Genomic DNA, 15505 nt, shown 5'->3' with positions numbered 1-15505 from the left:
CTAAAGAATTCGCCTCTTTTTATATGAAGAAAAATATTTCTATAATAATGAATGACAAGTCATTGCATTTGGCTGTTGCACGCCCATTAATTCTAAAATTGTTGGAGCGATATCACCTAACACACCATCTTGAATACTTTTTAATTGTTTGTCAACTAAAATAATCGGCACTGGGTTTGTTGTGTGAGCCGTATTTGGAGAACCATCAGGATTAATCATTGTTTCGCAGTTTCCGTGATCAGCAATTACAATTGTAGTGTAATCGTTAGCAAGAGCAGCGTCGATAACTTTTTTCGCGCAAGCGTCAACAGCTTCACAAGCTTTAATTGCAGCTTCCATAATTCCAGTGTGTCCAACCATGTCTCCGTTTGCGAAGTTTAAACAAACGAAATCAACCTCACCTTTGTTCAATTCTGGAACAAGAGCATCTGCCAATTCGTAAGCACTCATTTCTGGCTGTAAATCGTAAGTAGCCACTTTTGGAGAGTTTCTTAAGATTCTTGATTCACCTTCAAAAGGAGTTTCTCTACCTCCAGAGAAGAAGAAAGTTACGTGCGGATATTTCTCAGTTTCAGCAATTCTGATTTGTTTTTTGCCTGCTTTTTCTAAAACCTCACCAAGCGTTTCAGTGATATTATCTTTATTGTAAACCACTTTTACGTTTTGGTACGTTTCGTCGTAGTTTGTCAATGTTACATAATATAGGTTTAGTTTGTGCATATTTTGCTCGTGGAAATCTTGCTGAGAAAGAGCTTCAGTAAGTTCACGTCCTCTGTCTGTTCTAAAGTTGAAGAAAATTACAACATCACCTTCAACAATTGTAGCAAGAGGTTTTGCATTTTCATCAACAATAACAACTGGTTCGATAAACTCATCTGTTACATCTTTTGCATAGCTGTCTAGAACACTTGCAACAGCATTTGTTGATGGAGTTCCAACACCGTTAACAACAAGATCGTAAGCTAATTTTACACGTTCCCAACGTTTGTCGCGGTCCATTGCATAATAGCGCCCGATAATAGAAGCAATTTTTACTGGAGTATCTTTAATATAATCCTCTAAATCGTGAATATATTTTCCTCCAGATTTTGGGTCAACGTCGCGTCCATCTGTAAAAGCGTGAATGTAAACCTGATCTAATCCGTATTCTTGAGAAGCATCAATTAATCCGCGAAGGTGTGAAGTATGTGAGTGAACACCACCATCTGAAACTAATCCTAAAAAGTGCACTTTTTTATTGTTGTCTTTAGCGTAAGTAAAAGCATCAATTAAAACTTGCTCTTTTGCTAAAGTTTTGTGCTCTACAGCTAAATTTATTTTGGCTAAATCTTGATATACAATTCTTCCTGCACCAAGATTCATGTGTCCAACTTCACTATTTCCCATTTGTCCTTCTGGCAAACCAACATTTAATCCGTCAGTTCTAAGTTGTGCGCTTGGGTAATTTTTGTATAGACTGTTTATAAAAGGAACATTTGCATTGTCTATTGCAGATACTTTAGGGTCAGGAGATTTTCCCCAACCATCTAAAATCATAAGGATAACTTTTTTGTTCATTACTTTTTGTTTTCTACAAAGATAAATCATTTCTAAAATAGGCAAGAAACGATTGTTACATTTATATTTAATAAAATGAAGAGAGATAAAAAATATTAATTTAATTGCAGAAGCCTTTATTTTTTAAAATTAATTCACGCTAAGCGCGCTTTCTGACTTTATTTTTGACAGCATTATAGTCAATAAAATATTTTACACTTATAGAAAATATGTGTTTTAAAGCATCATTATTTAAAAGTCCTGAAACATTGTGTCTGAAATCTTTATCAATAACTCTTTCAAAATTAGAAGCATTATTTCGATACAAAGCAGAAAGCTGACTTCCGGGCGCAAACCACCAAGAATAAGATAAATCGGCATTCCAAGAATAAAAACTTGAATTTTTATTATCGGTGTACTGCGGATAAGGGCTTAGATTTCCGTTTGGTTCTAATGATAAAATATCTTTATTATCGGCATAAGACCAATATTGACGAACTGCCAGATTTATAGTCATGGTGCTATTTATAGCATATTTGCCGCCTAAAGTATTGGAATAAGTAATAACGTTTCTATTAGCAAAAATGATTTCGTTTGGAGTCGATGAGTTGCTGTCGTCATCAATTTGGTCGATGTAGCCTTTGTTGTTGTTTTTTCTAATATAACTAAAGAAATAAGTCAATAAAAGTTTGTCGCTAAAACGGTATCTTGGTCCAATATCAAAACCGTACGTAATTCTTTCAGATTCATCAAAGACATTAAAAGTCCCGTTTAAATCAATCGCAAATTTATGGTTATAGTTGGTAGAAATACTTCCCCAAGTTTCTATTCTTCTCGGAATCGCAACATATCTATTTTCGGCACGCGGCTCATAATAATCGTAAGTTTCTAACGGATAAAAAGTAATTCCAGTTCCGTAATAATTGTTTTTTACCGTAGTTAAATTTAAATTCGCATTTATATTATTGTCTTGCAATTTTCCAGATTCTTTATTGAATTCCGTATACATATTATAGTTGATTCTAAAAGTGTTGAACTTTTTGGTAGGATTTAGAATTCTATAATTGGCATTTCCATAAAAATTATAATAATTGGTATAGAAATTAATTCCAAGATCATTTGGGTCAAAATCTTTCGTTACAAAATCAGAACCAATACTATATCTGTAATTTCCGCTGGTTTCGGCCAAACTTACTGTCGAATAAAAACCATTTTTATCTTGAAAATCATTAATATGGCTGTATTTTACATTTCCAAATAAACTATAAGTATTCGCTTTTGTGTTTAAATCCCATGCCAAACCAGTAACATTTGCATCTCTAGTATGGCCATTTCGAGTCACATTGGTATTTATAAAAGTAACCGACGAGTTTTTGCGAAAACGCTGATCTAAAACCAAAACATTGTAATTGGTAAGAGGCTCAACAATTACACGTCTCGTTTCTCCGTTTTCGTTATTTTTTATTGTAGCAAAAGTCTTTTCGGTTACGGCGTTTAAAACGCCAATTCCAAGACCATCTTTGGTTCTTCCTGATAATTTTAAGGCGTTAACTAAATTTACAGCGGCTGGCAATTCGGTAATTTCTTCATTTTCATTTAGTGAAGGATCGATTGATGGAGCGCCACCAATTCTTCGGGAATAAAACATATTTCCTTTACTGAACAAATCTGTTCCTTCGGTAAAGAAAGCCCTGTTTTCGTTAAACTGCTGTTCAAAAGGGCCAAGATTTAAAATCTGATCGTCATATTTTGTTTGTCCAAAGTCTGGAATTAAAATAGCATCAACTGTAAAAGCATCTGTTATACCGTATTTAATATCCATTCCGCCTTTCATTGTTCCGTATGTTTTTTGTCCTTCAGCGGCATTCAAATAATAAGAAGCATAAGGCATAAAAAACAATCGAGTAGGAGGTTTGATGTTTTCAATTCCTTCTAAAGTTCCCGTCTGTTGCGTAAAAGTTCCAATTTTTTTGTCGACAAAATTCCACGTATATTTAAAACGTTCACGCTTAATCTCCCTAAAGAAATTAATTCCCCAAGTTTGTTTGTTTTCAGCAGAAAAACGTAAAGCAGAATATGGAATTTTCATTTCTACAATCCATCCGTTTTCTGCTAGTGTGGCTTTACTGATCCAAACAGCATCCCAAGAATAATCTTCTCCGTTTGCGTCGGTCATAATACAATCTCCCTGAACATCGGCTGCAGAAACGTAAAACATAAAATCCTGCTGTCCGTCATTGAAACCGTTTATGAAAACACCAAAAAGATCTGCTGTTCCAAAATTATCACGCTGAGAAATTTCTTTTAAGATCTTAGAAGGTTCATCATCATACATCATCGCACCTATATATATAGCGTCATTATTATATAAGACTTTAATTTCAGTACGTTTTTCGTATGGAATTGCTTTTCCGTTATCTGGTTCAAGCATAACAAAATCGGTAGCAATTGGCACATTTTCCCAAGCAGGTTCGTCTAATTTTCCATCAATAGAAATAGATTGCGAAGTTAATTGTGCCTGAAGTGATTTTTTCTGGCCATAACTCCACAAAGCAGATAATAGAAGACTGAAGAAAATGAATCTTTTCATTGATTTTTTATGCGAAATAGGTTTTTTTATAGAAATAATAGACTAAAATTTATTCTACTTGTTACACTTTTAGTTTCAAGATTTCCATTTTGTTCTGCTTTTTTTAAGAAAAATGACTTAAATGTTATGAATTTAACTATAAGATAAAATCTTACAGAAAAAGCGTATTTATGTTAATAATGTTAAAGTTTAAGCAAAAAAAGCCTGAAAATCAGGGATGTATTTTGCAAGGTTTGATTTTTTTATAATTTTGCGATACCCAAATTTTTTGTTTAACCTAAAGAAATTCAATGATTTACAAAATTTATCCGTTATTTGTGTTTTTGCTATTGTCTTTTGGAAAAGATTCAAAAAACACTGCTGATCTTAAAAAAAACGCTACTGTAAAGACGATTGCCAAAGTCGAAAAAGTCGCAGTTGATTCCAAAATCGAGAGCGTTTATAATTCATTAAATTCGAACAACTTTAAAATGCCTGAACTTAAAACTTTTTCGGAAGCTTTAAAGGGATTTTATTTGTTGAAAGAAAGAGGAGTGATCAAGAAAAATATCTTAACATTAATTGATTTCAGTTTGTCATCAAACACTAAACGTTTGTGGGTGATTGATTTAACTAGCAATACAATTTTGTTTAATTCGCTTGTTGCTCACGGAAGAAATACTGGAGAAGAATTTGCTTCAGCATTTTCAAATCTTAATTCATCATTTAAAAGCAGTTTAGGTTTTTATGCGACTGGTGAAATTTATCAAGGCAAACATGGCGCTTCTTTGCGTTTAGATGGTTTAGAAAACGGCGTAAATGACAATGCTCGCGAAAGAGGCGTTGTAATGCACGGCGCAGACTATGTATCTGAATCTTTTATTAGAGATCATAAAAGATTAGGCAGAAGCCAAGGCTGTCCTGCAGTTCCGGTTGAATTGACAAACGACATTATTCAATTAATAAAAGACAAATCGTGTTTATATATCTATCATCCGTCAAGAAGTTTCTCGATGGAGGAAAGACTAATTTCGTAATTGGGCATATAAATCCGAATCTAAATTATAAATATCAGCTCTAAAAAGGAGCTGATTTTTTTTGCTCCATGCTGTCCAGTACCATTGATATAATGCATATTTTTTAGTGATTTTAAAACTCATGGTTTTCTTACTGGCAATAATAGTATCAATTCTATCCTGAGGCCAGTTTCCGTCAACATCCAAAATATGCTGTGCAAGTTCCAGTGGATTTTCAACACGAACGCATCCAGAACTCATAGAACGATTGTTTCGTCCAAAAATATTACGGTGATTGGTGTCGTGCAAATAAACGCTATGATGGTTTGGGAATAAAATTTTCATTAAACCCAAAGAATTATTATAGCCAGGGCTCTGCACATAACGATAATTGTTTGGTTTGTTTTCATTCCATTTAACTGGATCTACTTCGTTTCCAGATGTGTCATAAATGGTGATGTTCTTCTTAGCCAAATAACTTCGATTACGTTTCATTGCCGGTACCACATCTTCTTTTAAAATTGTCGGAGGAACAGTCCAAGTCGGATTAAAAACGACTGTTTTTAAGAAAGAGGTAATAATAGGTGTTCTTCTTTTAATCGTTCCTACAACAACGTTTCTAACCAAAGTAGTGTCTTGATTTTCAACTACATTTAAGCTGTAATCAGGAATGTTGATGATAAAATAATTTTCTGCCAATTCAGAAGGATACCATCTCCAGCGTTCCAAATTGGCAATAATTTGTTTTTTTCTGCTTTCTTTAGAATAGTTTAGAGCGCTTATTGTTCCTGCTCCAATAACTCCATCTGCAGCTAAACCGTGCCTTTCCTGAAATCTTTTAACCGACTCAAAGGTTTTTTGGTCATAAATCTTAGTAAGACTATCTTTTCCAGTCATATCATTCCAATACAAAAGCCTTTTTTTAATGTTTATTAAGGCAGGATTGGTATCTTTTAAAACAATTTTATCAGCAGATTCAATGGTTTTTATATCATCATCTGGAAATGTATTGATGATTTCCAGCGCTTTTAGCAACTCTTTGTAAGTTTGTGTTTTCGGCTGAATATTTTCGACAATACTATCTAACTTATCTCTGTTGAAAGCCTTAATTAAAACATTATTTACATCAAATGTCTTTTCATCCAAATCCCAATTAGAGTAAATTTTTTTAGGATCTAGTTTGCCTTTATATAAATGACTTAAATATTTTTCGAAATTATAAGTCAGCAAAATATCATAAGTTGCTAAATCTTTATCGTTAAGCTTGCCAATTTTACTTTCAAATTTTTTCAGCTGAGAAGTTTTGTAATCTTCTGGTTCTAAGCCTAAGTTGCTTGAATTTTCTAATTGAGATAAAACGAATTTTCTTTTTTTAAGATTTCCCCAAACAGTTTGGTTTTCAGATGCGATATAAAATTCTTTTAATGTTTCGCTCTTAAAAGTGCTTATTGTGGCAGTGTCTATTTCAACTTTTCTTTCATCGGTAAGTATAATTTCTGGCACCTTCTTTTTGGCAACAGGAATAGGTTTGGGAATGTCTTTTTTACAGCCCACAAGAATGCATATTACTACTAAATAGTAGAGGTTTTTCATATTATAATTTTTTAAACATCAAATAATGTTCGCCAACATCTTTAATATCAAATGCTTCACCTTGGGGTTGGTAATTCATTTTTTGATAAAAGCCTACAGCGGCTGTTCTGGCGTTAAACCAAATCAAATCAACTTGATTATCATTGCAGTAGGTTTCGCAATGTCTAACTAAAGCTTCTCCAAATCCCTTTTTTTGATGCGTTTCTAAAACAGCCATCCCTCGAATTTGGGCTTGATTTTTTTCGGCAAATATAGTGTTGATTTTATCAAATAACGAAATAATTCCTATTAAATCTTCATTTTCAAATAACCCAAAATGATGAGTTGTTTCTAAATCATCGCCTTCAAAGATGCAGCTTTCTATAGGTTTTCCTTTTCTTAAAACCGGTTGGCGAACTGCATAAGTCTCTTTTGACGTAATTTCTTTAATTGTGATCATAATTTTTTTTAAAAATATTGCATTTATAACTTTTTAATTTTAAATCAGTTATAAATTATTGTTGTTTTTTATTAATTTTTTTTGCCGAAAAGCTTGTTTTTAACTGAACTTTCTTTCTATATTTGCACAACCAATGCGAAAGTAGCTCAGTTGGTAGAGCTCCAGCCTTCCAAGCTGGTTGTCGCGAGTTCGAGCCTCGTCTTTCGCTCTAGAAAACAAACTTTTTAGTTTTGTTTTTGTGAAAATAAAATTTTTAATTTTTATTTGTTTTTAAAATTAAAAATTTTAAATTTGCACCCGGTTAATGCGAAAGTAGCTCAGTTGGTAGAGCTCCAGCCTTCCAAGCTGGTTGTCGCGAGTTCGAGCCTCGTCTTTCGCTCTTCAAAAGCCTCAAACATTGTTTGAGGCTTTTTTGTTTTTTATTCTAAAATGTAATTTCCAATTTTTAAATTGCTTCGCCTTTTCACTATCGTTAGGGGCTAAATTCCAGTTCTGCATTCATTTATTGTTTTAATCTTGGAATTTGGAATTTAAAATATTGAATTTTTTATTTCAAATCGCTCAAATCGCTTTCTGTTTCTAATTCCATTGGATCTTGATTTTGTCTGAACAAACGAGCTTTCAAATCTCCTTTTAAGGTAATTTTTTCACCTTTAACTTCCAGCCAGCTTCCTTCTCTTAAGCCTAAAACCGGAATTGAATTGAATGCATGAAATTCTTTAATTCTAGTTTCGCGAGTTTCTCCCATGTGTTTAGATTGCAAATCAGCATCCAAATAGTGTGGATTTAAATTGAAAGGAATTAATCCTAAAGTTTGAAAGCTTGGAGGGTAAACAATAGGCATGTCGTTTGTAGTTTGCATTGACAAACCGCAAATATTACTTCCTGCGCTTGATCCAAAATAGGGAGTGCCGTTTTTTACAGTTTCAGAAAGCAACTGCATAACGTTGTTTTTATAAAGTTGGGTTACTAGCAAAAAGGTGTTTCCTCCGCCAGTAAATATTCCTTCTGCATTTTTTACAGCGTCTTGCGGATTTTCAAATTCATGAATTCCCTTAACATCAATATTAATCGTTGCAAATGCTTCTGCTGCCTTTTGTGTGTATTCATCGTGCGAAATTCCGCTTGGGCGTGCATAAGGAATAAATAGGATTGTTTTGCAGTTTTTAAAATGCGATTCTAAAGTAGGTAAAAGATATTCTAAATAGTTGCCTCCGTGTAATGTAGAAGTGCTTGCAATAATAACGCTTTTCATGATTTTTTTAACTCAAAATTTTGTTTGTTAAAGGTATTAAAAACTCTCTCTTTTGTCTAAAAATTTATCATTTTAATTAACATATTTTTACCAACTCGTTAATACTTAATTTGGATCATATTAGGATATTTTTACCCTTTTAAGAATATTTTTAATTTATTTCATTTTGTTTCAGAAAATTACTTGTTTTTTAATTGTTTTAGCGGGACAGACTTGTTTGTCTCAAACTCAGGATCGTGCTATTTTAAGTGGTAAAGTAGTTTCGAATACCTCAGATTTAGAAGGTGTTTATGTGATTAACGCACAAACGGAAGAAACAGTAACGACTGATGCTTCAGGATCTTTTTCGATTTTGGCAAAAGCAGATGATATCCTGGTTTTTTCTTCGATTAGTTTTAAGGAAAAAAGAATTTTGCTGAAATCTGAAGATTTTTCAAACCTTAATTTCATGGTAAATCTTAGTATGGTCATGTATCAATTGCAAGAAGTTGTGGTGAAAAAATATGATAATATTAATGCCGAAAAATTAGGGATAATTCCAGCTGGGCAAAAGAAATATAGTGCTGCAGAACGAAAATTGGAAACTGCAACGGCTCTTAATGCAACGGCTAATGGAGGTGGTATGGTTGGTGGTTCTATTTCTGCAGATCCTTTACTGAATTTCTTCTCAGGAAGAACGGCAATGCTTAAAAAAGAAGTTGCAGTCGAAAAGAAAGAGTTTTTTATGAGGCTGTTGGAGAATATGTTTAGTCTGGATCATTTTATTGACCGATTGAAAATTCCAGCAGAATATGTAAAAGGATTTGAGTATTATGCAATCGAAAATGAAAAATTTACTATTATTTTAAATTCAAAAAATAAAACTTCAACAGAATTTCTTTTAGGAGAACTGGCGGTGAAGTATAAAGAGATGCTTTCGGGTGAAAACAAGTAAAACCATATCAGCTGTTTTTTTTCTGTTTTTTGCTCAAAATAATTTTGGGCAAACAGAAGCTAAACGATTGTATGGTAGGGTGATGGAAATGTCTAATCCAGTTGAAGGTGTTAATATTGTTAACAGTATTACGGAAATTGCTGTAATTTCAGATGCAGAAGGTAATTTTGCTATTGATGTAAAAGAAGGTGAAGTTTTGCTTTTTTCTTCTGTAGGTTTGAATCCTGTTAAAAGAATAATTACATCTGATGATATGCATTCTGAGTCGCTGATGATTAAAATGAATGCAGAAGAAGTAGCGTTAAAAGAAGTCATTGTAAATGATAATACAGCTATCACTGCAGAAAATTTAGGAATTATTCCGCGAGGGCAAAAAAAATATACGCAGGCAGAAAGGCAATTGGCAACAGCTGGAGATTTCAAACCTGTCATGTTGCTTGGACTTTTGGGAGGTTCAATGCAACTTGATCCTCTGATAAATAAAATAAATGGGAGAACGAAGCGGTTAAAAGCAAATGTTGAAATCGAGAAAAAGGAAAAGAATTTTGAGAGATTAGGTTATTTGTTTGATGAGGTTTATTTTGTTGAGCGCTTAAGTATACCCAAAGAAAATATAAATGAATTTAAGTTTTATGCAGTTGAAAATGAAAGTTTCTGTGCAACTATGAATTCAAAAAATAAAACTTCAACAGAATTTCTTTTAGGGGAATTGGCTGTAAAGTATAAAGAAATAATTGCAGGTGAAAATAAGTAAAGTAATATCAATTATTGTTTTTTTGATTTTTGTTCAACTTAGTTTTGGACAAAAAAGCGACTACAAGCATTTAGTTGGAAAGGTTATGGAGCAATCCACTCCAATTGAAGGGGTGAATATTATTAATAACAACACTCAAGCAGCAACTGTTTCTGATTCTGATGGTGGCTTTTCAATTGCTGTAAAAGAAGGAGATGTTTTAGTTTTTTCTGCTGTAAACTTAGAACCAGTTAAACGAAGAATTGCTTTAGAAGATATTTCTCCAAATGTGCTGGTTGTTAAAATGACGGCAAAAGAAGTCGAATTAAAAGAAGTGGTTGTTAATGAAAATGCTAACATAACTGCAGAAAATTTAGGAATTATTCCGTACGGACAAAAAAAATATACGCCAGCAGAACGAAAAGTTTATACTGCAACTTCAACCTCTGTTGATAAGCTGTTAAATGCTATTTCGGGAAGAACTGCCATGTTGAAGAAAGAAGTAAATGTCGAGAAAAAGGAGGCTCTTTTTAGAAAGTTGGAATATCTTTTTGAAGAGAATTATTACACGCAAAGATTAAGAATTCCTGTTGATGATATAAAAGGATTTCAATTATTTTGTGTAGATGATGCTGATTTTGCTGTATCTTTGAATACTAAAAACAAAACAATGAGTATGTTTTTGATCACAGATTTAGCAAGAAAATATTTAACAATTCTCGAAAATGAAAAATAAATTAGGAGTACTCGTTGTCTGCTTATTTTGTCAAATTGTATTAGGACAAAACGGTTCAAGAAAGCCATTGCACGGTCAGGTTTTAAATGATTTTTTAGCCATAGAAAGTGGTTATGTAATGAATATTAATGCAAATGTCAGAACATTTATCGGTTCAGGCGGTTTATTTGATATCATGGCTCGGCCAAAAGATACTTTGCTGTTTTCTGGTTTAGCATTTCAATCAAAAAAAATTGTTTTAACGGAGAAAGACTGCGCTGAAATTTTGTTTAAAATAAAATTGGATTTAGTAAATAATCAGTTAAAAGAGGTTGTTGTTCAAAAAGAATTAAAAGTTAAGGCGCTGGGAGGCGGATCGCAAGGAATTGTAGATATGCAGTTTGAAGATGATAAACTGTCTTCTCCTGAAAATAAAGCAATGCTCTCAGATCAAACTATTAAATACGGAATGGACTTTGTTCGTATTTTTAAAGATGTCAAAAAACTGCTGAGCAAGAAAGAAGATGTGAAAGAAGAAGAAGTTACAGATATTGCTTTTGTAGAATATGCTAAAGACAATTTTACAAAAGATTTTTATACCAAAACATTGAATCTTAAAGACGATGAAATTGAATTGTTTTTAATGTACTGTTCAAATGATCCGCATTCAAAACTTTTGGTCGATCCTGATCAAAAATTTCAGTTAATAGATTTTATGGTTAACAAGAATAAAGAATTTAAGAAAGCTCCTGCTATTCAAAAATGAAAAATAAATTAATTTACTGTTTGCTGGCAGTTTTGTTTGTATTGTCTTCAGCATTTACTTTTCATAAATTTTATGTTGGGGTTTTTCAGGTCAATTATGCAGCGGAGAAAAAGATGCTACAAATTACTTCCCGCATTTTTATTGATGATTTGAATAATGCAATGGAGAAAAAGTATCACAAAAAAGCATTTGTGGGTACAAGCAAAGAAACTCCAGCAGATGTTGAATTATTGAAAAAATACTTGTCGGAACATTTTTTAATCAAAGTAAACGGACAGTCAAAAGCCATAACTTTTTTGTCTAAAGAAGTAGAGGCAGGTGACGTTTTGGTTTGTTACTCAAGAATTAAGGATATAGATAAATTTAAGACGCTTGAAATTTCGAATACTATTTTAGTGGATTGGAATGCAGAACAGCAAAACATTACACATATTTCAGCATTTGATACCAAAAGAAGCGTGCTTTTTACAGAATCTTCAAGGAAAGAATTGTTAAAGTATTAACGAATCCGCAAAATTAGTGTTTAAATTACTATTTTCACGCCCTGAGAAATTACCATTAGATTTTTATGAAAAAACTTTCATTATTATTACTTTTTCCTGCAATGTTAATCGCGCAGGAGAAAGCAGCAACCACGCCTACAAGACAGCAGGGAAAATACGATACCAATAAGTTTAGCCAGATGTATGATTTGCTGGCAACTCCAAATATGTTTCGTACAGCTTCTGGAGCACCAGGTCCAGCTTATTACCAACAACAAGCAGATTATAAAATTGATGTTGAATTGGATGATAAAAATTCAAAACTAAGCGGATCTGAAACGATTACTTATACGAATAATTCGCCAGATAGTTTAGAATATTTATGGGTACAATTGGATCAAAATCAGGCAAAAGCAAATACACAAACTTCATTAGCAGAAAGTGACAAGATTAGTCAGGTTTTGCCACTTGATGGGTTTTCTTCTAAATATTTGAAAAAAGACTTAGAGCGAGGTTTTAATATTGAACAAGTAAAAGATGCTAAAGGAAATGCATTGTCTTATACGATCAACGAAACAATGATGCGTATTAACTTGACTTCGCCATTAAAACCAAAAGAGAAAATTTCTTTTTCAATCAAATGGTGGTATAATATCAATAATTACAGAAAAGAAGGCGGTCGTTCTGGATATGAATTATTCGAGAAAGACGGCAATAAATTATATGTAATTGCGCAATTCTATCCAAGAATGGCGGTTTACAATGATGTTGAAGGATGGCAAAATATGCAGTTTTGGGGAAGCGGAGAGTTTGCTCTTCCTTTCGGAAACTTTGATGTAAATATTACAGTTCCTGCAGATCACGTAATTGATGCTACGGGAGAATTAATGAACAGAAGCGAAGTGTTTACAGCTGAACAAGTAAAAAGATATCAAGAGGCTCAAAAATCTTTTGATAAACCTGTTGTAATTGTAACACAAGCAGAAGCAGAAGCAGCGGAAAAAGGTTTCTCTGAAAAGAAAAAAACTTGGAAATTCAGTGCTAAAAATGTTCGTGACTTTGGAATTGCTTCTTCAAGAAAATTCATTTATGATGCAATGGCTGTGAAAATTGGAGACAGAACAGTTATGGCAGAATCTGTTTATCCAAAAGAATCAAATCCGCTTTGGGGTGAAACTTCTACAATGGTTGTAGCGCATACTTTAAAAAGTTATTCTGCTCATACTTTTGATTATCCTTATCCAAAAGCAGTTTCAGTTTCAGCTGAAGATCAAGGAATGGAATATCCAATGATTTGTTGGAATTATGGCCGTCCAGATGAAAATGGCGTAACAAGCAAAGAAGTTAAAAACGGAATGATCGGTGTAATTATCCACGAAGTTGGACATACTTTCTTCCCGATGATTGTAAACTCTGATGAGCGTCAATGGACTTGGATGGACGAAGGTTTAAATTCATTCTTAGAATATTTAGCTGAACAAGAATTAGATTCAAATTTCCCTTCAAGAAGAGGACCAGCAAAAAACATTGTTCCTTATATGAGCGGTGATCAAAAGTTTTTAGAGCCGATTATGTCGAATTCAGAAACGATTCACCAGTTTGGAAATAATGCTTACGGAAAACCAGCTACAGGTCTTAATATTTTGAGAGAAGTAGTTATGGGAAGAGAATTATTCGACCATGCATTCAGAACGTATGCAAACAGATGGAAGTTTAAGCATCCAACCCCAGAAGATTTCTTTAGAACAATGGAAGATGCTTCAGCAGTAGATTTGGATTGGTTCTGGAGAGGTTGGTTTTACTCAACAGATTTTGTTGATATCGGAATTAAAGATGTAAAACAATATTATGTTTCAGAAACTCCAACTGCAGATATTAAAGATGTAAAAGTAAGAAAAGGGCGTTTTGGGTATGAAAAAGGACCTTTTGTTTACTTGGTTTCTGGAGATAATGCAGAAGTAAGTGATTCTAAGAAAAAAGCCTTAAAAGTAGAAGACTTTAAAACTTTGGCAGATTATGTAGATCAGACTTTTACTGCTGATGAAAAAGCAAGTATCAAATCTCCTAAATATTTCTATGAAGTTGAGTTTAATAAACCAGGAGGTATGATTATGCCAATTTTAGTTGAGATTACTTATGAAGACGGTTCTAAAGACAGTTACAAATATCCAGCACAGATTTGGAGAAAAAGTAACGAAACGGCTAAAAAAGTTTACGCTACAACAAAAGCAATTAAGAGTATTCAAATAGATCCTCAATTGATGACGGCAGATATTGATGTAACCAATAACTCTTGGCCAAAAGTAGAAACAAAGTCAAAATTTGATTAAGAAAATAAAAAATGAATAAAAAGTTCATCAGGTTTACAAAAGCTTGATGAACTTTTTTCTTTTTATAAATGCATTTTAAAGGACTTTTTAAGTTAATTTTAAAACTCTAACCTGAAAAGTTTAATATCTTTGCGACAACAAAAATAAAAGTTATGTTTGGTATAGGAGGAGGAGAATTAGTTTTCATACTGTTTATAGTACTTATGCTTTTTGGTTCTGATAAAGTGCCAGAAATTGCTCGTACAATGGGGAAAGCTATGGCTCAATTAAAAAATGCAACTAATGATATTAAAAGTGAAATTCAGAAAGGAGCAGAGGCTAATGGTCTTGATGCGAAATCTTTGAATGATCTTACAGGAAATATCAATGCAGAAATTAATAATGCAAAATCTAATTTACTTGGAGATACAGGAAATCTTTTAGGAGATACAACTACTGAAATAGAAAAAGTAAAAGAAGATATTGACACACTCTCTGGACCTATTAAACGCCAAATGTAATGCTTGAAAAAATACAGGAATTAGATAAAGATCTTTTAATCTTTCTTAACGGATTAGGTTCTGAAACATACGATAAATTATGGCTTATTATTACCAATCAGTTGTATTGGACGCCATTTTTCTTACTTCTATTCTATCTTATTTATAAAAAAATAGGAGGAAAACAAACCCTGTATTTATTGCTTTTTATAGCGATTCTAATTGCTTTTACAGACCAGACTTGTAATTTATTCAAACATACTTTCCAGCGTTTACGTCCGTGTAATGATCCTGAAGTAAACTCAATTATCCGAGTGGTTCAGGTTAGGCAATCATATAGCTTTTTCTCAGGACATGCAGCCAATACAATGGCGGTTGCGACTTTCTTATTTTTAGTTTTAAAGCGCCACTTTAAATATTTCGGACTTTTATTCTTATGGCCTTTAGTTTTTGCTTACAGCCGTATTTATTTAGGATTACACTTTCCAGGTGATATTCTAGCAGGATATTTCTTTGGAGCTCTTTTCGGATCACTTATTTATTTAGTGTACAGAAAATTGAAACCACAGTATTTTCCAGGATAGTTCTTTTTAAGATGCTAAGGTTCTGAGATACTAAGATACTAAGGATTATATATCAATTGCCTCCAGCTTTAGCT

Annotated in this window: 14 protein-coding genes and 2 tRNA genes; 11 read left to right on the top strand and 5 right to left on the bottom strand. The window is 32.9% G+C overall.

Annotated features, from left to right (window positions below; translation table 11 throughout):
• Positions 1-39: 39 nt before the first annotated feature.
• Both gpmI and V6624_RS06000 read right to left on the bottom strand, forming a co-directional pair.
• The gene (gene gpmI / locus V6624_RS06005) at positions 40-1557 is read right to left on the bottom strand and encodes a 2,3-bisphosphoglycerate-independent phosphoglycerate mutase (protein WP_338841278.1); all 1518 of its coding nucleotides are present in this window, start codon (positions 1555-1557) and stop codon (positions 40-42) included.
• Positions 1558-1696: 139 nt separating this feature from the next.
• Positions 1697-4126, bottom strand: coding sequence for a DUF5916 domain-containing protein (locus tag V6624_RS06000; RefSeq protein ID WP_338841277.1), 2430 nt, complete (start codon positions 4124-4126; stop codon positions 1697-1699).
• 290 nt (positions 4127-4416) lie between these two features.
• On the opposite strand from V6624_RS06000, the gene V6624_RS05995 reads away from it, so the two are divergent.
• Complete coding sequence (locus tag V6624_RS05995; protein ID WP_111284602.1) at positions 4417-5142, top strand: murein L,D-transpeptidase catalytic domain family protein; 726 nt, start codon at positions 4417-4419, stop codon at positions 5140-5142.
• Here V6624_RS05995 and V6624_RS05990 read toward each other — a convergent pair.
• Positions 5131-6714: a L,D-transpeptidase family protein gene (locus V6624_RS05990; RefSeq protein WP_338841276.1), complete on the bottom strand. Its 1584-nt coding sequence runs from the start codon at positions 6712-6714 to the stop codon at positions 5131-5133. The genes V6624_RS05995 and V6624_RS05990 overlap by 12 nt on opposite strands.
• A 1-nt stretch (position 6715) precedes the next feature.
• Entirely contained in the window at positions 6716-7153 is a 438-nt protein-coding gene (locus V6624_RS05985) for a GNAT family N-acetyltransferase (RefSeq protein ID WP_111284606.1), read from the bottom strand.
• Positions 7154-7288: 135 nt separating this feature from the next.
• On the opposite strand from V6624_RS05985, the gene V6624_RS05980 reads away from it, so the two are divergent.
• Positions 7289-7361 (top strand) — tRNA-Gly (locus V6624_RS05980).
• A 98-nt stretch (positions 7362-7459) separates the two neighbouring features.
• Positions 7460-7532: transfer RNA gene (locus V6624_RS05975), tRNA-Gly, on the top strand.
• Positions 7533-7700: 168 nt separating this feature from the next.
• On the opposite strand, the gene pepE is transcribed toward V6624_RS05975, so the two are convergent.
• Entirely contained in the window at positions 7701-8408 is a 708-nt protein-coding gene (gene pepE, locus V6624_RS05970) for a dipeptidase PepE (protein WP_338841275.1), read from the bottom strand.
• 166 nt (positions 8409-8574) lie between these two features.
• Between pepE and V6624_RS05965 the strand changes: the two genes are divergently transcribed.
• The 8 genes from V6624_RS05965 (at position 8575) to V6624_RS05930 (ending at position 15431) form a co-directional block, all read left to right on the top strand.
• Positions 8575-9342: a carboxypeptidase-like regulatory domain-containing protein gene (locus V6624_RS05965; protein ID WP_111284610.1), complete on the top strand. Its 768-nt coding sequence runs from the start codon at positions 8575-8577 to the stop codon at positions 9340-9342.
• Positions 9329-10096 (top strand): carboxypeptidase-like regulatory domain-containing protein, encoded by a 768-nt coding sequence (locus V6624_RS05960; protein WP_239455587.1) that lies wholly within the window; start codon positions 9329-9331, stop codon positions 10094-10096. The genes V6624_RS05965 and V6624_RS05960 overlap by 14 nt, the downstream gene beginning before the upstream one ends.
• Positions 10097-10181: 85 nt before the next feature.
• Positions 10182-10811: a carboxypeptidase-like regulatory domain-containing protein gene (locus V6624_RS05955; protein WP_239455589.1), complete on the top strand. Its 630-nt coding sequence runs from the start codon at positions 10182-10184 to the stop codon at positions 10809-10811.
• Positions 10801-11556, top strand: a complete 756-nt coding sequence (locus V6624_RS05950) for a hypothetical protein (protein ID WP_111284614.1) — start codon at positions 10801-10803, stop codon at positions 11554-11556. Before V6624_RS05955 ends, V6624_RS05950 begins: the two co-directional genes overlap by 11 nt.
• Positions 11553-12059, top strand: coding sequence for a DUF6702 family protein (locus V6624_RS05945; RefSeq protein ID WP_111284616.1), 507 nt, complete (start codon positions 11553-11555; stop codon positions 12057-12059). The genes V6624_RS05950 and V6624_RS05945 overlap by 4 nt, the downstream gene beginning before the upstream one ends.
• Before the next feature lie 65 nt (positions 12060-12124).
• Positions 12125-14368 carry a M1 family metallopeptidase gene (locus V6624_RS05940; protein ID WP_338841274.1) on the top strand — a complete coding sequence of 748 codons (2244 nt, stop codon included), beginning with the start codon at positions 12125-12127 and terminating at the stop codon, positions 14366-14368.
• 152 nt (positions 14369-14520) lie between these two features.
• Positions 14521-14868: a Sec-independent protein translocase subunit TatA/TatB gene (locus V6624_RS05935; protein WP_338841273.1), complete on the top strand. Its 348-nt coding sequence runs from the start codon at positions 14521-14523 to the stop codon at positions 14866-14868.
• On the top strand, positions 14868-15431 hold the full coding sequence (locus V6624_RS05930) for a phosphatase PAP2 family protein (RefSeq protein WP_338841272.1): 564 nt from the start codon (positions 14868-14870) through the stop codon (positions 15429-15431). Before V6624_RS05935 ends, V6624_RS05930 begins: the two co-directional genes overlap by 1 nt.
• Positions 15432-15505: the final 74 nt, after the last annotated feature.

The sequence above is a fragment of the Flavobacterium ginsenosidimutans genome (assembly GCF_037478105.1).
Taxonomy (GTDB): Bacteria; Bacteroidota; Bacteroidia; order Flavobacteriales; family Flavobacteriaceae; genus Flavobacterium; species Flavobacterium ginsenosidimutans.
Note: the sequence above shows the minus strand (reverse complement) of the source record. Positions and strands in the feature narration are given on the sequence as shown.